The 18,330-nt window shown below is 34.8% G+C and carries 20 protein-coding genes, 1 other RNA gene and 1 pseudogene; 3 read left to right on the top strand and 19 right to left on the bottom strand.

Translation table 11 applies throughout. From position 1 onward, the window contains the following. Window positions 1-136: 136 nt before the first annotated feature. The 5 genes from C1N55_RS08885 to C1N55_RS08865 form a co-directional block, all read right to left on the bottom strand. A complete protein-coding gene (locus C1N55_RS08885; RefSeq protein WP_137728491.1) occupies window positions 137-2,203 on the bottom strand; it encodes a DNA topoisomerase in 2,067 nt (688 codons plus the stop codon). Window positions 2,204-2,312: 109 nt separating this feature from the next. Beyond that, window positions 2,313-2,708, bottom strand: coding sequence for a hypothetical protein (locus tag C1N55_RS08880; protein WP_137728490.1), 396 nt, complete (start codon window positions 2,706-2,708; stop codon window positions 2,313-2,315). Window positions 2,709-3,010: 302 nt separating this feature from the next. After that, the gene (locus tag C1N55_RS08875) at window positions 3,011-3,784 is read right to left on the bottom strand and encodes a YibE/F family protein (RefSeq protein ID WP_137728489.1); all 774 of its coding nucleotides are present in this window, start codon (window positions 3,782-3,784) and stop codon (window positions 3,011-3,013) included. Continuing rightward, complete coding sequence (locus C1N55_RS08870) at window positions 3,781-4,920, bottom strand: YibE/F family protein (RefSeq protein WP_168193830.1); 1,140 nt, start codon at window positions 4,918-4,920, stop codon at window positions 3,781-3,783. The genes C1N55_RS08875 and C1N55_RS08870 overlap by 4 nt, the downstream gene beginning before the upstream one ends. A 149-nt stretch (window positions 4,921-5,069) precedes the next feature. Continuing rightward, window positions 5,070-5,396 (bottom strand): hypothetical protein, encoded by a 327-nt coding sequence (locus C1N55_RS08865; RefSeq protein WP_168193829.1) that lies wholly within the window; start codon window positions 5,394-5,396, stop codon window positions 5,070-5,072. 243 nt (window positions 5,397-5,639) lie between these two features. Between C1N55_RS08865 and C1N55_RS08860 the strand changes: the two genes are divergently transcribed. Next, a complete protein-coding gene (locus C1N55_RS08860; protein WP_137728487.1) occupies window positions 5,640-6,605 on the top strand; it encodes a polysaccharide deacetylase family protein in 966 nt (321 codons plus the stop codon). A gap of 253 nt (window positions 6,606-6,858) precedes the next feature. Here C1N55_RS08860 and C1N55_RS08855 read toward each other — a convergent pair whose 3' ends face one another. The 7 genes from C1N55_RS08855 to C1N55_RS08825 all read right to left on the bottom strand — a co-directional run bounded on the left by C1N55_RS08855 (window position 6,859) and on the right by C1N55_RS08825 (window position 13,218). Beyond that, window positions 6,859-9,297: a heavy metal translocating P-type ATPase gene (locus tag C1N55_RS08855; protein WP_137728486.1), complete on the bottom strand. Its 2,439-nt coding sequence runs from the start codon at window positions 9,295-9,297 to the stop codon at window positions 6,859-6,861. An 82-nt stretch (window positions 9,298-9,379) separates the two neighbouring features. After that, window positions 9,380-9,586 (bottom strand): copper chaperone CopZ, encoded by a 207-nt coding sequence (gene copZ, locus C1N55_RS08850; RefSeq protein WP_137728485.1) that lies wholly within the window; start codon window positions 9,584-9,586, stop codon window positions 9,380-9,382. Window positions 9,587-9,598: 12 nt separating this feature from the next. Then, the gene (locus C1N55_RS08845) at window positions 9,599-9,946 is read right to left on the bottom strand and encodes a metal-sensitive transcriptional regulator (RefSeq protein WP_137728484.1); all 348 of its coding nucleotides are present in this window, start codon (window positions 9,944-9,946) and stop codon (window positions 9,599-9,601) included. A 287-nt stretch (window positions 9,947-10,233) separates the two neighbouring features. Then, on the bottom strand, window positions 10,234-10,533 hold the full coding sequence (locus tag C1N55_RS08840; protein WP_137728483.1) for an RNA polymerase alpha subunit C-terminal domain-containing protein: 300 nt from the start codon (window positions 10,531-10,533) through the stop codon (window positions 10,234-10,236). Window positions 10,534-10,574: 41 nt separating this feature from the next. Then, on the bottom strand, window positions 10,575-11,507 hold the full coding sequence (locus C1N55_RS08835; RefSeq protein ID WP_137728482.1) for a PhzF family phenazine biosynthesis isomerase: 933 nt from the start codon (window positions 11,505-11,507) through the stop codon (window positions 10,575-10,577). Between the two features lie 243 nt (window positions 11,508-11,750). Further along, window positions 11,751-12,569 carry a VanW family protein gene (locus tag C1N55_RS08830; protein WP_137728481.1) on the bottom strand — a complete coding sequence of 273 codons (819 nt, stop codon included), beginning with the start codon at window positions 12,567-12,569 and terminating at the stop codon, window positions 11,751-11,753. A 130-nt stretch (window positions 12,570-12,699) separates the two neighbouring features. Continuing rightward, the gene (locus C1N55_RS08825; protein WP_137728480.1) at window positions 12,700-13,218 is read right to left on the bottom strand and encodes a hypothetical protein; all 519 of its coding nucleotides are present in this window, start codon (window positions 13,216-13,218) and stop codon (window positions 12,700-12,702) included. A 244-nt stretch (window positions 13,219-13,462) separates the two neighbouring features. Here C1N55_RS08825 and C1N55_RS08820 point away from each other — a divergent pair. Further along, window positions 13,463-13,728 (top strand): annotated as a pseudogene (locus C1N55_RS08820) (cytoplasmic protein); the annotation flags it as partial. Between the two features lie 2 nt (window positions 13,729-13,730). Here C1N55_RS08820 and C1N55_RS08815 read toward each other — a convergent pair. Then, entirely contained in the window at window positions 13,731-14,756 is a 1,026-nt protein-coding gene (locus C1N55_RS08815) for a GNAT family N-acetyltransferase (RefSeq protein WP_137728478.1), read from the bottom strand. 187 nt (window positions 14,757-14,943) lie between these two features. On the opposite strand from C1N55_RS08815, the gene C1N55_RS08810 reads away from it, so the two are divergent. Continuing rightward, a complete protein-coding gene (locus tag C1N55_RS08810) occupies window positions 14,944-15,300 on the top strand; it encodes a hypothetical protein (protein ID WP_137728477.1) in 357 nt (118 codons plus the stop codon). 10 nt (window positions 15,301-15,310) lie between these two features. Here C1N55_RS08810 and C1N55_RS08805 read toward each other — a convergent pair whose 3' ends face one another. The 6 genes from C1N55_RS08805 to C1N55_RS08780 form a co-directional block, all read right to left on the bottom strand. Continuing rightward, complete coding sequence (locus C1N55_RS08805; RefSeq protein ID WP_137728476.1) at window positions 15,311-15,880, bottom strand: tetratricopeptide repeat protein; 570 nt, start codon at window positions 15,878-15,880, stop codon at window positions 15,311-15,313. A 58-nt stretch (window positions 15,881-15,938) separates the two neighbouring features. Continuing rightward, window positions 15,939-16,397 (bottom strand): DMT family transporter, encoded by a 459-nt coding sequence (locus C1N55_RS08800; RefSeq protein ID WP_137728475.1) that lies wholly within the window; start codon window positions 16,395-16,397, stop codon window positions 15,939-15,941. Beyond that, the gene (locus tag C1N55_RS08795) at window positions 16,394-17,059 is read right to left on the bottom strand and encodes a Crp/Fnr family transcriptional regulator (RefSeq protein ID WP_137728474.1); all 666 of its coding nucleotides are present in this window, start codon (window positions 17,057-17,059) and stop codon (window positions 16,394-16,396) included. Before C1N55_RS08795 ends, C1N55_RS08800 begins: the two co-directional genes overlap by 4 nt. A gap of 13 nt (window positions 17,060-17,072) precedes the next feature. Next, window positions 17,073-17,498: a DMT family transporter gene (locus C1N55_RS08790; RefSeq protein ID WP_168193828.1), complete on the bottom strand. Its 426-nt coding sequence runs from the start codon at window positions 17,496-17,498 to the stop codon at window positions 17,073-17,075. A gap of 276 nt (window positions 17,499-17,774) precedes the next feature. Then, window positions 17,775-17,965, bottom strand: a non-coding RNA gene (ssrS, locus tag C1N55_RS08785) — 6S RNA. 92 nt (window positions 17,966-18,057) lie between these two features. Then, window positions 18,058-18,249 carry a hypothetical protein gene (locus C1N55_RS08780; protein ID WP_137728472.1) on the bottom strand — a complete coding sequence of 64 codons (192 nt, stop codon included), beginning with the start codon at window positions 18,247-18,249 and terminating at the stop codon, window positions 18,058-18,060. Between the last annotated feature and the right edge of the window lie 81 nt (window positions 18,250-18,330).

Below are 18,330 nucleotides of genomic sequence, written 5' to 3'. Positions count from 1 at the left end.
TGTACGTTTTAAACGATTTTTTTTAATACTACCTTTCCTGTTCACTAAATAACCTCCCTTCAAAACTAGAGAATTCGCAAGTAATATATGCAAATTCTGCTTAATCAAGGGAGGCAAATACATATTATTTATAACATTATTTTTTTGCAGAATGAGAGAAAACAAACTCTAGTTTTTCATTCACTAGTTTTAATTTTGCTTTTCCCTTTTTGCCACTTTTCCATGTAAATCGGATTTCTCGTGTTTCTTTACCGGTTAATAGTTTCTTGGCATCTGTTGGCGTAATTTTCCCCTTCATAATGGATTTACTAATAAAGAACTTACAGGCCTTATTGGAACAAGAATACCCTTTAAATCCTTCGACCACGGCTTGACCGCATTGAAGACATTTCCCTACAACGACTATCTGCTTCTCTGCAACATCTAGATTTAATGAAACAAAACCGTCAGTTGATTGTTTAACATAAGCTAACATTTCTTTGTAGAATTGACCTGAACTCAATTGTCCATCGACAATATCCTTAAGTTTCTTACTCCAAATCGCCGTTAATTCTGGCGATACGATATCATGGTTTCCGATGCTCTGGATTACATCAATACCAAATTGGGTTGCTTTAAATGACTTTCCTTCACGAGCAATCATACCAATGGAAATTAACTTTTCTATAATTTCGGCCCGAGTCGCAGAAGTACCAATACCTTCTGCATCCTTTAATACTCTCTGCAATTCTTTATCTTCAATAAATCTACCTGCATGAAACATGGCATCTAATAGTGAACTATCTGTATACCTTGCAGGAGGCTCAGTCATTTTAGATAAAATTTTTGCATCACTTATGGGTACCTCCATATCCTTATGTAAAGGCGGCAATGGAATTTCTTGTTTCTTTTTGAAAAGATCATAAAGTACGGTATATCCTTTATCAATCACCATATTCCCATTTGCTTTAAAAAACTCGTCATTTGATTGCAAAACGACAGCGGTTTTATCAATGACATATGCTGGCAGAAAGATCGCTAGTAATCTTTTTGCTATGAGATGATATATTTTTGATTCTTGTGGTGTTAGTTTTTTACGTCCAATCGGTACCTCTGTCACTGTAATCGCATGATGATCCGTTAATTTCTTGTCATCAACATATTTTTTTGAACGGATTGTTTTTTGTATATTTTCCGGATGACTCATTACATCTTGAACGATTGAAACATATTCATCTAAAGATGCTAGAGCCTGCAAATTCACTCTGATATTTTGTGCGAAGCCAGTTGGCAAATGCTTTGACTCTGTACGAGGATAAGTAATAAGTTTTTTCTCATATAAACTTTGAGCTATTTTTAGAGTTTCAGAGGATGTAAAGCCAAAAAACTTATTTGCTTCTTTTTGAAGTTCAAGGAGTGAATGCAATGGTGGTGCACCGATTGTCTTTCTTTCCGTTCTTATATCCCTTACAAATGCACTACGGCTAATTTTAGAAACGACCTCACGCGCTTCCTCCACCGTTTTCAGCTTATTTTCATTGGATTGTGGGTTAAACCATATTGCTCTAAACTGTCCCAAATCCAGTTCAATTTGAAAATACGGTTCTGGCTTAAATTGTAAAATCTCTAACTCTCGTTTAACAACAATTGCCAGTGTTGGCGTCATCACTCGTCCAATCTTAATGATTCGTCCACCCTTTACTGTTGCTGCTCGTGTTAAGTTAAGACCAATCAACCAATCAAAAATTGACCGATACATGGCTGCATTTCGCAAGTTTCGAATTAATGTATCCTGTTCATCTATTAAATTTAATAGTGCTTTGGAAATGGCACCATCCGTTGTTTGCGAAGTCCAAAACCGTTTTACAGGCAGCCTGCAGCCAACCCGTTTATAGAAGGAGTAAAAAATATTCTCTCCTTCCATCCCAGCATCACATGCATTGATAATAAAATCATATTGGTTCGTTTTTAATAGTTGTTCAATCTCTTTATATACTTTATAGGCTGATTTTTTCACTCGAAATTCATACCGCTCAGGTATCATCGGGAGGACGTTCAAATCCCATTTTTTCCATTCAGATCTATATTCATGAGGTTCCTTTAATTCAACCACATGCCCGACAAAAGAAGTGAAATCTACTTCGTACGGGTGCTGCATTTTTTTATAAACTTTTTGGATATCACGCATGAGAGACGGCTTTTCTGCAATTAGTAATGCTTTCATAAGCAGATTCCCCCTTTCATTTAATAATAATATAAAATAGACTCAAGTTTTTCGTGAAATTGTAGATTTACCCATATAATTTTTTTATAACAGCTTGTAGAGTTCTTACCTAGAGCTTTCCTTGTTTAATTTGTTGAGCGAATTCGTTTAAGAAATTTAAAAGTGCTTTTCGAAATTCAATGACCACAGCTTTTTCTTTAAAAAGTAATAAATTCTCCTTTTTTCTTAGAATATCTTCTAAATTCCAGGAAAGGTATTTTGGGTTAATTATTTTATTTGTTTTTTGCTCCAAATAATATAAATAATTCGTTTTGAAAATCCATTTCATTGTAAAAGGTGCAGGTCGACCAGTAAATAAGACCCGATCCCTCCGTGCTATTTCAATTAGTTTTTCATAAAAGTCTAAGTCCCCTTTATATTCCACGAAGACACGATATGGCAACTCGGCCTTTTGATCCTCTTGCACGATTACTTTCAATTCATATTCTTTTGTACTCTTTTCCAATTTATCCATTCCTTTTTAAATAATAAGATTAAATATTATCAATATAGCATACACAAGAAATTCCATTTGATTTTCACTAATTCAACCATACCACCATAACCCTTCCTCGGGAATAGAACAAGAATTTACTTTAGTTTCAAACTGCCCTTTACCCTATCCATTAATTGTAAATAGAGATTTTTGTTGCCGAATAAAAATACTGGCACTCAATACTAACAGGCAGAATGTAGCCTGCTTAGAAAGCACAAAAAACGCCTGAAATTAATCTAGCGTTTTTTTACGAAATCAAGATATTGACTAGTTTATAGCTCTTTCGCATTCTCTTTATTTTTCACTAAAAAATATGCTGTAATCCAGGAAGTTACGGGAATAACTGCTGTTACGCCTATTGCAGCACAGCATATTGTTATCATTTCCGAACTAAAAATCTTTGAATTCACAATTTCTCCTATAGAATAGGATAAATCTTTAAACCAGATCAGCAAAGCTAAATAGGCCCCAAAGAAAGCAAAGAATAGCGTATTCGTACTAGTCCCTAATATATCTCTTCCAATGCTTAAGCCAAATGAGAATAATTCTTTTCTACTTATTGTTGGATGATGATAATACATTTCACGCATAGGAGATGAAATAGCCATAGCCGCATCGGTAATGGCACCGATTGTACTCATAATGATCACTGAAACAGCAATTTTTACAAAATCTATGCCAATGTAAAAAGAATACATCCCCATTTCTTCTGTTTCTTCTTCACCAAATCCTTGAATCATGGCCTTATCTGTAATGAATGTAATAAATATAACTAATATTACAGTGGTAATAATCGTGGAAAGGAAGGCTGTCTTCGTTTTTTTGTTTACTTCATTTATAAAAAAGAGATTGATGCAACTAATTACTACACATGCAGCTAATGTTAGAATGACTGAATTGATATCAGGAACATTCATGAAAAAGAGCGTTACAATAATAACGCCAAAATTAAGAAATATAGCAATAAAGGACCTTACTCCTTTTTTCCCGCCGATAAGACTCATTAATAGAAATAAGATTCCTGCTAATAGAACTAATACATTCATCCTTTTGCCCTCTTTCTATTCACAAAAAATATGGTCGTATATAGCCCTAATGGAATAGTTAACACTATGCCTATCCCACCAGCAAATGCTCGAGCCAATTCTAAGGAAAGATTCAATGATAGGGTATAACCAAATGGAGAGGCGTTTTTAAAATAAAGTATAAGCATGGGTATCGAGCCACTTACATAGGCAAAAAAGAGAATATTTGTCATCGTTCCCATTATATCTTTGCCGATTTCCATTCCTGATTGAATCAGCGCCTTCACGGATATATTATTATCCTTTTCATACAAACCAAAAATCGAAGAGGAGATCGTAATTGCTACATCCATCACTGCACCTAATGAACCTATGAATAAACCCGCCATAAATACGGTTTTATAAGGTCGAGTGATAAATTGCAATTCCTCATAGCGAAGTCCATTTTCACCCGTTACCCATAGAGCGAGGTATGTAATTAGAAGTGAACTAAAGGTTCCAAGCAACGTGGCTATAATCGCTGCATAAGTTTTTTCGTTTAAACCGTTCACCAGTAATAAAGAAATGACGGTAAATAATATAATACCAATGCTGCAAATCCATAATAGACTGAGATTAGAATTATGGATATAAATATCCAATGCATATGATAAGAGTACAGCATTCACTACTAAACTAAAGATTGATAATAGCCCCTGCCTTCTCCCAACTGACAACAATACAAAAATAAAAACCCAAGCTACCATAACCAGATACTTATCGCGTTTGACCCCTGAAATTGTGCCTGTTAGCTGTTTACCAGCCTCTATATTCTCATCGAATTTAATAAATAACTCATTTCCAACTTCGAACTTATGATCAAGCGCTTTTGACTTTGAAAATTCATTCATTAAATGAACTTCCTTGCCTTTCTCTTTACCATTTTTCAATATAGCTACGATATGTTGGGTATACAATGTGTCCTCATTATTATTTAAATCTACTATTTCCGTTTCATCTTCTATATCCGTTTTAATAACCTCCGCAATCATGTCCTCATAAAAAGAAAAGTTATGATGAACGAAAATAATCGAACCTACAAAACAGCAAAGAATGATGATAAAGAAAACTTTATGTTTAAAAGTTATTTGTTTATAAAAATTTATCATTGCATTCATTCTCGGACCTCCCACAAAATCATATCTCATGAATGAATCAAAGTATAGTTCTAGCTATCGATTAATAATTTTAGAAATATTATATAAAGACGAAAAGCCCCAGGAGTTTTCCAAGGGCCTTTTTCATTCTTTTATTTGCTCCTTAAAAGTCAAAGGAAGTCTTTCTGCTTATAAACCCACTTACCTACAAAATAAACTGTAAAGATTAACCCATTTACCAGCAATGCTGAGAATGGAATTACGGCAAATAATAAAGAAACAGCTATTTGACCTTTAATTCTTTTGATATTAGCCTTAACCAGACTGAATAACGAGGTTATTATTAAAATAAAAATAGTTATTGTGCCTACTAATAACATGTTTCGATTGAACTCACCAGTTAACCTTGCAATATCTTGAACGAAAAAGGCTAATATTAACGAAATGATCCCCAAAACAAATGAAACTATAAACCACTTGGTGAATTTATCTACCATACTCAACCCCTCATTACCATTTTCTTCGCCCAGTATTATATACCCCACCTATTCCAATTTTATACAAATAATACCATAAAGTCTATTCCACCTTGTTGATTTTTGTGCTCAACAAAGATTAGGTACTTTCGTTTTATGGTCTGCTATAGAAAATTTCTACACAATATTTTAAACATAATTTTCGTGAAGAGTGGGAAAATTAATAGCATCAAAAATTTACTCATTTAGTACAAGGGAGAAACAATGAAACGAAACAATTTTAGATACCTTATCGTGTTTTCAAGCATCCTAGTGATGACGTTCGGGTTTTATACACCTTCATCTAAGGCAATTTTTCTCGACTATAATATGAAAGGGAGCATTACCACTTCTTCAAAACTTAGTAAGGATGAGCTGTTCAGAGAAATCGAAAAGTTCAGTGAAGAGAATAATTTTGATCCGATTGATGCAAAAATCGATCCTATCTGGAAAGCAATACCAGGATATAATGGACAAGTTGTAGATATTAAGGCTAGTTATTTGAAAATGAAAGCAAATGATAAATTTGATGAAACGAAAATTGTTTATAAGGCTGTAGCCCCTAAAATTCATTTAAACGATTTAGGAACCCAACCGATTTATAGGGGAAATCCTCATAAACCAATGGTAGCGTTCTTAATTAATGTGGCCTGGGGAAACGAATATATCCCAGGAATTCTTGAAGTTTTAGATAAACATCAAACAAAGGCAACATTTTTCTTTGATGGGAGCTGGGTAAAAAAGAATCCTTCTGTAGCCAAGAAGATTAAGGATGCGGGTCATGAAATAGGAAACCACGCTTATAGTCACCCCGACCTCCAACAACGATCGAAGGCTGAGACAAGAGAAGAATTAGAAAAGACAAATCAGGTTATAGAAGATACCCTTAATATTAAACCGAAATGGTTTGCTCCTCCAAGTGGAAGTTTTAATGAGACAACAATTCAAGTTGCGGAACAACTTCAAATGAAAACTATTTTGTGGACGGTGGATACGGTTGATTGGAAAAAACCTGCAGCCTCTGAAATGGTTAGTCGAGTTGTTTCTAAAGTAGAGAATGGATCAATGATTCTGATGCATCCAACAAAGCCTGTTGCTGAAGGGATGGAAGACATGATTACAAATATTAAGAGCAAAGGTTACAAATTAGGTACTGTTACCGAGCTTATGAGTGAAAAACGAATTAATTAGATAGGTGAACAACCAATTAAATAAAATATAGAACAGAGGTACACTACTAAATCAGTGTTTCTCTGTTCTATTATTGTCCTCATAAAATAAATCAAATACGACGCCATTTTGCCATAGGAAATGCATCACATCTTTAGTTGATTTCTGCCGACTCGCCTCCAAAATCAGGTTTGCAACCTACTTACCATACCTAGGTATAGTATATAAACAACTATAAATCTTTGTTACACAAAATTATTGGCTTTAGTGACAATTACTTTACTACATTCTCTCTTTGTAAGCGTAATGCATTTAAAACTACTGATACTGAACTGAACGCCATTGCGGCTCCTGCTACCCAAGGCGCTAGCAGGCCGATTGCAGCAATGGGAATTCCAATTATGTTATAAGCAAATGCCCAGAATAAGTTTTGCTTAATATTACGCATTGTTTTACGACTCATTAAAATTGCATCCGCAATACTGTTTAAGTCCCCACGAATTAATGTAATATCTGCCGCTTCCATTGCAACATCAGTTCCTGTTCCAATTGCCATACCAATATCTGCTGTAGCAAGCGCTGGTGCATCATTGATTCCATCACCGACCATTGCCACCTTTTTACCCTGCTGTTGCAACTTCTTCACTTCTTCTGCTTTACCTTCAGGAAGTACTTCGCCAATTACTGAATCTACACCTACTTGTTTACCAATTGCTTGTGCGGTACGCATATTATCACCTGTCATCATAATGACTTTGATCCCCATGTCTTGCAGACGAGATACAGCTTCTTTGGAGGTTTCTTTAATAGTATCTGCAACTGCTACGAGGCCTGCATACTGTCCATTAATAGCTGCTAACATAGCTGTTTTTCCATCGCCTTCTAGTTTCTCCATTGTCCCAATGACGGGTTGAAAATCAATTCCGTATTGTTGCATCAATTTACGGGTACCAATGATAATACCTTGACCCGAAACCGTCGCCTGTACCCCATACCCTGGGATAGCTTCAAAGAATTGCACATTGCCGAGTATGATGCCTCTATCTTGAATGCCTTGAACAATTGCTTCAGCTAATGGATGTTCTGATTGCTTTTCGGCGGCACCAATTAATGCTAGGAATCTCTCTTCATCTTGACCATCTGCTACAAAAACATCCGTTAATACCGGTTTTCCATGAGTTACGGTACCTGTTTTATCCACTACAACTGTATCGATCCCTTGTGTTTGTTCTAAATGTTCTCCACCTTTAAACAAAATACCAAATTCTGCAGCACGACCAGAACCCGCCATAATTGAAGTTGGAGTAGCTAAACCGAGTGCACATGGACATGCGATAACAAGTACTGCTATTAACACTTCTAGTGCTTGTGTAAAATTCCCGGGCTCAATCCAGATAAACCATACTAGGGATGTAAGTATAGCAATGCCAATTACAATTGGTACAAATACGCCTGAAATTTTATCTGCTAATCGTTGGATTGGTGCTTTTGAACCTTGTGCGTCTTCTACTACTTTTATAATTTGAGCTAAAGCCGTGTCACGCCCTATCTTTGTAGCCTTCATTTTAATAAAACCATTTTTATTGATTGTTGATCCGTATAGTACATCACTTACTTTTTTATCTACCGGCAAACTTTCACCAGTTAACATGGATTCATCCACAGCCGTTGCACCTTCTAGAACTTCCCCATCGACCGGAATTTTTTCACCTGGTTTTACTAGAATTGTGTCGCCGATCATTACTTCCTCTAAAGGTATCTCTTTTTCAACACCGTCACGAATCACATTCGCTGTTTTCGCTTGGAGGCCCATTAATTTTTTAATCGCTTCGGATGAACGTCCTTTTGCTTTTGCTTCGAACAATTTGCCTAAAAGTATAAGGGTAATTAAAACCGCGCTTGTTTCAAAGTATAAATGTGGACCATGATGCGCACCTATTGTAACAATCGCTTGATAGACACTATAAAAATAAGCCGCTGAAGTACCCATTACCACGAGTACATCCATATTGGCACTACCATTACGGAGTGATTTAAAAGCACCCACATAAAACTGTTTCCCAATAATGAATTGCACAGGAGTTGCTAATATCAATTGAATCCAAGGATTGATTAAAAAATCAGGTACATAAAGAAAGGATGTAAATGAAAAATGTCCAAGCATCGTCCACAATAATGGCAATGAAAGAAAGGCACTGATGATAAATTTTCGTTTTTGATCTTTAATTGCCGTTTCACGATAATCTACTTGATCATTATCTTCTTGCTTTTGATGTGCACTGTAACCAAGCTTTTCTACCTTCGTCATAATATCTGCAGTGGTAACTTGTGAAGGATTAAATTCAATCGTAGCTTTTTCAAGTGCTAAATTAACGTTTGCAGAAGCGACACCATCCATTTTATTTAACCCTTTTTCTATTCTTGTAGCACATGCTGCACAAGTCATCCCCGTAATATCAAATTCAACTTTTTGTTTCACAACACCATAACCAAGTGCTTCAATTTTCTTTTCAAAATCTTGTTCACTTAGTGTTGAAGAATCATATTTAATCGATGACTTTTCAAGCGCTAAATTGACAATCGCTTGTTCGACACCGTCCATTTTGTTTAAGCTCTTCTCAATTCGAGTCGCACAAGCTGCACAAGTCATTCCAGTAATTTGTATAGTTGCTTCTTTTGTTGTTTTAATTGACTCATTTGATGTGGTCGACATATATGTTCACCTCTCACATACCTATAAGGGGTATATTTTATTGAAAGAATTAGAGTGCCTTTATAGCACTCCTACTTTTACTTTATTCAACCTCGTAGCCTTGATCATCAATCGTTTCTTTAATTTTTTCCAGAGTAACAATTTCTTTATCGAAGGATATAGCTACTTCACCTTCTGCTAGATTTACAATTGCCTGTTCAACACCCTCTAATTCGCCTACACTACCTTCAACTGCTTTTACACAATGTCCACATGACATACCATTTACCTTTAAAGTTATATTTTCCATATCATTCACTCCTTATTTTTTCATTAATTTTTGAATCGTCACAAGCACTTCATCGAGCACCTCTAAATCGCCTTCTTGTATTCGATCCACAACACATTCTTTCATATGTGTTTCAAGAAGCATCTTGGCAACACCATTTAATGCTGATTGTGCAGCAGATATCTGAGTAATAACATCGTCGCAATAAGTATCTTTTTCGATTAAGCCTTTTATGCCACGGATTTGACCTTCGACGCGGTTTAATCTTGTGATAAGATTTTTCTTTGTTTCATCGGAATGATGGCTTTTCCGTTCATTAAGATTTGAACAACATTTATCATCATCTTCTTTTTGTATTTCTTTACTCAGCTCAACATCCATTTATATCTCTCCTTCAGCCATTTCACTTATACCCCTATACCCTATATTCAAACTGTAACATACCCCCACACCCTATGTAAAGGGACAAAAATTTTTTCTTGAATAACAGGGTTTAATCCTTCCCATAAAAGCTGTTTAAAGTATCATTAGTAATAGTTACTTAAAAATAAAAACACAAACAAGATTAAGTCAACTAATCTGTTTGTGTATAAATATCATTAAATTCAAAACAAAGAGTGAATTTTTTTACAGCCATGCCACAGTTAATTACGTCATGTATGTAACTGTTATTGATTATTTTCTTTAAAAGTTAGCCCTTCTTCTTCTAGTGAAGTTCTCAAAATAGGTAAGGAAGCTGGTCCAATTCCATGCAAACTTAAAATTTCTCTTTCCGTGTACTTGGCAAGTTTTTGCAAAGTATCAATCCCCTCGTGAATCAAAGCATTTCTTGCAGGCGAACTCAGTTTTGAAAGGAAGCCACTTTTAGGTTTATTCTCTTTATTACATGTAGGACAGCTTTGACACTCACTGCTTTTGTAATACCTATGTCCCTTGTCACAAACCCTTAAACTTTTCTTTACAGTCAATCTAACTCCTCCAAACAACTATCTAATCCAATCATACTCTTTTATAGTTGGTGATTATTCTTGCTCAAGAACTCTTCATTATCTAACAAAACTTGAAATTCCCTTACATAAACTGCATTTCCAGTTATTTGAACAGAGTATGACTCATTAGTTTTTGTAACCTGAACGACAACCCGACCATCTTTCTCAATTTCATGACCTTGTTCGACTATAAGGGTTAAAGATTCTTTACTTTTGTTTTTAATGTATTTTGCGTAGAAAGCCCCCATTACCCCTGAAGCTGTACCAGTTACTGCATCCTCTGTAGTTCCTGAATAGGGGGAAGAGAAGTGTCGAGCGTGCATATCAGCATTATAATCGTATGTTTCCAGACAAAAAGGATGAACGGATGATTTAGGCATTTCCTTTAGGATTTCAGGAAATTGCTTATTATTCGGTTTCATTTTTTGAAAAGCATCCAGCTGATTTATGGGTATGAGCAATGTCCAAGAACCAGTGCTTCCATAAACTATCGGTAGATCAGGATGAAAATCTGTCTCTTTTAATCCGATTGACTTCGCTAACTCCTCTTTTGACCCGTTAAACTCCTTGAATTTAGGTGAAGCTTGTTGCATCGTTATCTGTATTTGACTTTCAACTGATGAGATTATTTTAATCGGTAGAATACCAGCTTTTGTTTCAATTGTTATCTCTGTTTTATCTCCCAATAATCCTCTACTTTTTAAAGCGTAAACAGTTGCCATAGTTGCATGACCACATAAATCTGTTTCATGCCCTGGTGTAAAGAATCGTATTCCTAGGTCGGCTGCATTCGATTTAATCGGAAAAGCAGTCTCATTAAAGCCCACCTTGTATGCAATCTCTTGCATTTCTGATTCTGTCAATTCATCTCCAGATAAAACTACACCAGCAGGGTTGCCCTTATTAGGTTCCGTACTAAACGCATCATATTGATAAACCGTTATCAATTTCATTGTCATTCCCTCATTTTCAGATAGGTATTTTTTCAGTACTTTATTGTGTGGTCAAAAAGTCATTTAATTTTTGCGTTTTCTTCTTTGGATTGCCAATAGATTTTCTTCGAGTTATATATTTTTTATTATATAAGATGACGTTATAATGCGGTAGAAGTTTTAAAGTTATCAAAAATACTATCTTCAGCTGGTACTCTACCTAGAAAACATTAAACCTTTCTATCAAATCACTAGATAGTCGCTCTATTCTTCTATAGGTTGCGCTAACAATGGTTCATACATCATGATTGCATGGTTTTCTGTAACAAATTCATCGTCAATCACTACATTTTCTCTATTAAAAATTTTGCGATGAATTCGATTATGTCTTACATAACCGCCCCAATATTCTAAACTAATTCTATGATCCGCCTCATAAACCTCATAAGTTCTAATCGATGGAATGTCTGATCTCCATTCACCCACCAAGTGCGTATCTGTCAAATACAGCACCAATTGAAAAGTGCGATTTGTTTCATTTTTTATTTGTAAATCCAAGTAGTTATATGCACAGGTAGCACCGCTTCCGAAAGGTTGATTCCTATTTGAATCGGGAAATACATCGTAACTATGACGATACCTTTCAGTAACAGTCAATGGGGTATGCAGTGTCATCCAATATATCAAATTTGATAACTGGCATAATCCTCCACCAATTCCAGTGGTAGCCTTTCCATAATGTAGAACCATTCCCTCTTCATAACCTTTTCTTCTGGTTGGTTTACCTATTAAACGCCAATAGGAAAAGGTTTCTCCAGGAAGAATAATCACCTTGTTTAGCATTTGTGTGGCAATATTTAAATTTTTTATTTTATTGTGCTGCAGCCACATATCAACATCTTTCAATTCTCGAAGGAGGATACTTTTATGGCCATAAACTTTATATTTTAATACATTCTCTTCTTTTCCAAGAGCGAAATTTTTGTTACTAAAAATCCATTCCTTATATCTTTTCATACGGTAATATTTTTTTCCGAGATAGATTCTAAATGGACTTCTTTTGATTGGTTTTAAATTTTGCATTTTGCCTCCCACGAAAATATCTTATTAAACGTAAGCTTTGAGTTCTTTTCTTTATGCTTATTTAAAGCTATCTAAATAAATTTCGTTTAAATGCCCATAAAATCTGTATATCGCAATGATATCTATCGAACTAATCAACTTCACCTTTACTATCCATTGGTTCCACATTAATGGAATTAAACGATACTTTGTGTATAGCAAAAAATAACTTTGATTCTTTATGCACTTGTATTTCTCTCTCTGCTCCATCCCCTATTAACTTCATTGTTTGAATCGAGTTATCATAGACTTTCCCTACAAGTATGGAAACCTCTAATCCTGACCCAGTTTTATAATCAAACCCGGCAGTTGAATATGGGCTATCATTTGCATCAAAGCCGACATAGGGCTGGCTTCTATACCAACTAAATCCTCTTTCATCTTTAGTAAGACTAGCAACACCGAAAGCTCCACCTTCCACATAAAAAACAAAGGTTTCGCCCTCAAATTCTTCGATTCCTAGAATTGCTGAATTATCCGTCCCTTCTTGTTGCAACCCAAATTTGATTGCTTCTTCTTTTGTTTCATACCATGTTTGCCCGGAATTTTCGTTACATCCTACCAATATAAAAAATAAACAGATACTAACTAGCACTCTCAGTTTCTTCAAAAAATTCCTCCTCAAGTTATAGAAACAATATCATACCTGAACTACATCTAAATCATTATCAAAAAAATCAATAAGATTTTGTTTGGTATTTTCCTATCATCCTTAACTTTCAACTCCCATCTAAAATGGAATTTTGTTTAACCTGAAATACTACTTTTTCAATTTTTTTTTTTTGGTATTTATGTAATATGTAGAGATAGTATTTTTGATAGAAGTTTTTAACACTAGTTTAGGAGGTTCAAAGATGTATTATCTAAGAAAACTTTATATTATAAAGAGTGATTTTGTTGAGACTTTTAATGATCATTTCAACAAAACAAATTTACCTAACCAACTAAAGCATGGCGCTTCATTGGTGGGTAAATGGATGAGAGATAAACAGGATAGTACAGTTGAAATTTTTGCTATTAGGGAATACGGCAGCTACGAGGATTATGTGAAATCGGGACTAATATAAGAAATGATGAAGTACATGTTAAAAGGATCAAAGATTGGTACGAAAACAATGGTGTTTATATTGAATTATTTTCTAGAATTTTAACAATTCTATAATGTCCTTCTCCAGGAAGAAAGCCAAGACTTCTATTTATATGCTGCATTGGCGCATTGTTTTCTTCTGAATCCGTAGTGATTGTATGTGCCCCTTCATTTATTGCTTCATTTATGGCAAATAATTTTAAAGTTTTTGCAATTCCGCGCCCACGATATTCTTTTCGAACGCCTGTGTAGTTCGTATAAACTACTCCTGTTTCTTCAGTTTTAAATAATTGAGTAACCCCAACAAGACGCTTTCCTTCAATCGCTACAAAAACCCAATCCCTTCTTGAGAACTTGCTCGGTAAAAACTCGTTGCTCCATTCTTCAAATGGAGGAATGCTCCCATATTGACCGGGATTATCTTTTGATGTTTCTACAAATAATTCATAGAGGTTTTGTTCTGACTCCACTTCGGGTAAATCAGCTAACGTAACAAATTCAATGCCCGTCTTTGTTACTTGTTCTACTAACTCATTGCATTTAGTTACATCAAAGTGTTTAGCATCTAGTTCTAATTCGAAAACATGAGCATCCAACTTAAAACCTCGTTTTTGTACAAAAGGAAGAGAATCTTCAATCCAATCCATGACAATTGAGGTTAATATTGAAGCTCCTTTTTCGGTTGCCCAGTTTTCAATATGAGTAAGAAGCTCCTCCCCCACACCCTGTCTACGGAAATCTGGGTGCACACAGAACGTACTTCCCACAGTACCCGGATCCACCCAGGGAGCACGAAACGAAGCACCATAGCCAATGATTTGCCCTTCTTCCGTCTCAACAACAATTCTAGTTCTTCCAAAGCCAACCAATAAATCATTCTCATTTTTTCTCAAGCTAAATGTGCTTGGAATATGTCGATCTTCTTCTTCAAGCGCAGCAGCTGATGTGGAATTAGGCTCAATTATGTTTAATAAACTCGCAATTTGTTCATAGTCTTCGGGAATTCTAATCGCTCGAAGTTTCGGAAAGCTTAAGAGTTCACTAGATTTCTTTACCGGCATTTATGTACCCCCTAATAATGTCTATACGTGAATTGATGTATAATATAAATCCCCTGTAATTAAATTCTACACGCTTTTTAAAACCTCCTTTTGACAATTCCTTAAATTTATTAACGAAGTTTCGGACTATCTGTTATATTTAAATATATCTACCAATCTGTGGAAATCATGTCAAGGACGGTTAAATATGAGAAAACTTTTAATCCCTATTACCCTATTCATACTGTCTTTCCTTTTAATAGGTATTCAATTACGAGATACCTTTTCAAGAATATCTAAAGAAGAAGCAGAAGGTATTGCATTGGATGAAGCGAAATCACTGGGATATCAAACTGCCAATCTATGGACACAGTTCGAAAATGAAACTCGATTAGGCTACGTGTATTCCGCCAAATACAACAAAGATATGAAAATATGGAAGGTTTCGATAGATACTGATGAACATCCGGATATTTTAAATACTCCTGCTATGACTTTATTCATCAGTGTTGATTGCGGAGAAGTGATTGCAATTATTAATGCGGATGAAGGTATTGAAAAATAATCATTGGTTATTAGTTTTTCAAATTCTCTAGGAAATCTAAAGCTAGTTGTGTAGATTCCATGAGTTCTAGATTACCTTTTTGTTTTCTTAGTCTTAACGCTTCTTTAAAACATTCTTTCGCTTCAGAGATTCTATCCATTTCCAAAAAAATTTTTCCTTTGTGCTGCAATACAAAGTCCAAATATATTTGAACTCCTTCCTTACACAACTCTACTGCTCGATTGAAAAGGATTAATGCATTTTGCGGGTCATTGTTATATTTATACGCTTCACCAAGACGAATCAAGGACACTATTTCTCTACTAACATTCCTCTCATCAACAGCATTACCCAAACAAACTTGAAGAATATCGATGGCTTTTTGTGGTTCACCGTATATTCTGTACAAATTTCCTAATGTACCCATTAAAAAGTATTTTTCGTTATACCCATTCGCATACTTTAGGAGTTCTTCAGCAGCTAAAATGTATTGTTTAAGCTTAGGAGAATCAGTTGTCTTTTCACGGAGAAAATCGTTTTGGTCAAAATATACTATTTTATCTAACTCTATGAGAGATTTCCTAAAATCAGATATCATCATTTTTTTCTCCCAACTTAAAAAAATAGAGCATTTATCTTAATGATAAACACTCCTTTACTTACTCTACATGTACAACTTTTGTTCTCTTTCTTCCATTAAATATCAATACTCCAATAATAATTAATACTACCCCTGCGATATCTTCCCATTTTAATTCCACTTGTGGTAGTGAAAGAAACCCAGTTATATCAAATAGAAGTGAAAATGATAACTGTGCAATTATACTGATTAAAACTGTTTTCGTTGGACCAAGTCGTTTCATTGCTTGGATCATTGTGTAAATTACACCGACTCCAACTAATCCAAAGAACCAGTAGCTTGGTTTCAAACCACTCGTATCAAAAATCTCAGTTCCTTGTAGTAGGAATCCAATGAGAAAAGCAGCGATGCTTCCTGTTAATAACACAAAAGTAGTTGCGAACCAAGAGCTTACATGTTCATTTAAATGACGATTAAAGATATTTTGCAATCCAATAAAGGCCCCTGCTACTAATGCTAAAATTATTCCTAAAATCAACGTATTCTCTCCTCATATATGTTATGTTTGGCTGACTCAACTAGTTTCTCGTGATTGACAATAAAAAGGCAATCTTTTCTTCGTTCAATAATATCTTGATTACACAAGTCCACAATTACCCGATTCATATGGCGTTTACTCGTCCCAATCAAGTCTGCTGCATCCTTTAAATCCCGGTTAGAAATGGTTCTATTATCAATTGATACTGACAATAGATAACTACATAAACGCACTTCAACTGGATACATTAGATTAAAAGTCAATGCATTGGAATTGACATAAAGTTTTTCCGTGATTCTTTCCAATACAAATTGGACAAATGGTAGATGACTCATACCATACTTTTGTGCAGTACGTATCGGTATTGTTAGTATTTGTACATCGGTGATTGCTTCTACTGTGTTGATGTATGGGGCCTGCTGAACAAATTCTATGTCACCTAGTATTTCAAACTTTTCTTTAAAGGACAAAATTAATCTTTTACCTTCATCGGACGTTTTATAGGTTTTTATCTTTCCTTTTACTAAAAAGAAGACATATTGTGGATTTTCACCCTGCTGAATGATTAAATCACCCTTGCTATAACGATTAATTGCAAGTTCCCCTATCAATTGTTCACTTAAAACGCGATCCAGAGAAAACTCCTTTATATAATTTTGCATGATTATGTCACTCCTATAAACTGATGCAAACTGCTCCAAGCATCATCAATGCCAGACCAACCCATTGTTTGCCGGCAATTTGTTGTTTTCTAATATCGAACAGACCAAAGGCTTCAATTAGAATAACAATTCCTAATTGTGCCAATAATATTAACGAATTTGAAATGGTTGCTCCTACATAGGATACCGCAATAACACTTGAAGCAACCACCACTGCTCCAAATGAACCTCCAAACAAATACATTGGTTTTACTTTTTTTAACCCCAATGTCCGATTCTTCTTTGAAAATAAGAAAATGATAAATGCCCCTGTTGCCCCAACAGCCTGTGTAATCATTGCCGTGGTCCATGTGCTAATTTCTGCACCAATTGTTGCATTAGTCACATTTTGTAGTGAAATAAAAAATCCTGATAGTATAGCCAATATTATTCCTATCATATAAATCCTCTTCTCGCTGTTAGATACTATTATTACACCATTTGACATTAAAATATAAAAGGACATATGTCTCGTTTTAAAAAAAGCATAAAAGCTAATTCCAATGAAAATTTAATGGAATAAGTTTTAAAGGATGTATTAATAATTTAGTTTTTTATGTAAAATCCTTGCATGAAACGAAAAACAAAAAAGAGTGTAAACAAAATCGCAGTGACTTTGTTTACACTCTATAGGGTAGAGAGTATCGTTTCAAAATTACTATTAAATTTATATGTAAGAGAAGCCGCCTTGCCGTAATTATTATAGAAAGTTTTTAACCACCACTCCTCAAAGTGGGTGTTCGCAAAAGATTTCCTGTATATCATCATTCACCGTGGTGTGATGTTCGCCATTCCATCCTCGATCTAAAACTCCCTTTTACAGCTTAAAGGTTAAAACTTAATATTCTACGTACAACGCAGCTTTAATATTATATTAATACAAAGTATCATCTTGCACAAGTAAGTATTATAAAATAATTTTTTCAAGCTCAATTTTCTAGTAAGGAAGGGTTATTTTACTATTTACGATATTGCTCCATCTTTTTGTTTCTTCCAAATTCTATACCCACATTGAAGATTGTAAAAACCATTGCAAAAAAGAAAATAACTTGTACGATGTTGTTTGCATTCCAATAGCCTATAAAATTCATGAATACAAGAAATATAAATAAAACTGCTGTAACTATGTGAATAATAAAACGTTTGTTCATTAACATCCCCTTCCTAAAGAGTCATCTTCATTTTCAATATGAGTACATTTCAACAAAGAATGGATTATTTAAGTTTATTTA

This window comes from Lysinibacillus sp. SGAir0095 (assembly GCF_005491425.1).
Lineage (GTDB): Bacteria > Bacillota > Bacilli > Bacillales_A > Planococcaceae > Ureibacillus.
This window is presented reverse-complemented; position numbering and strand designations above follow the sequence as displayed.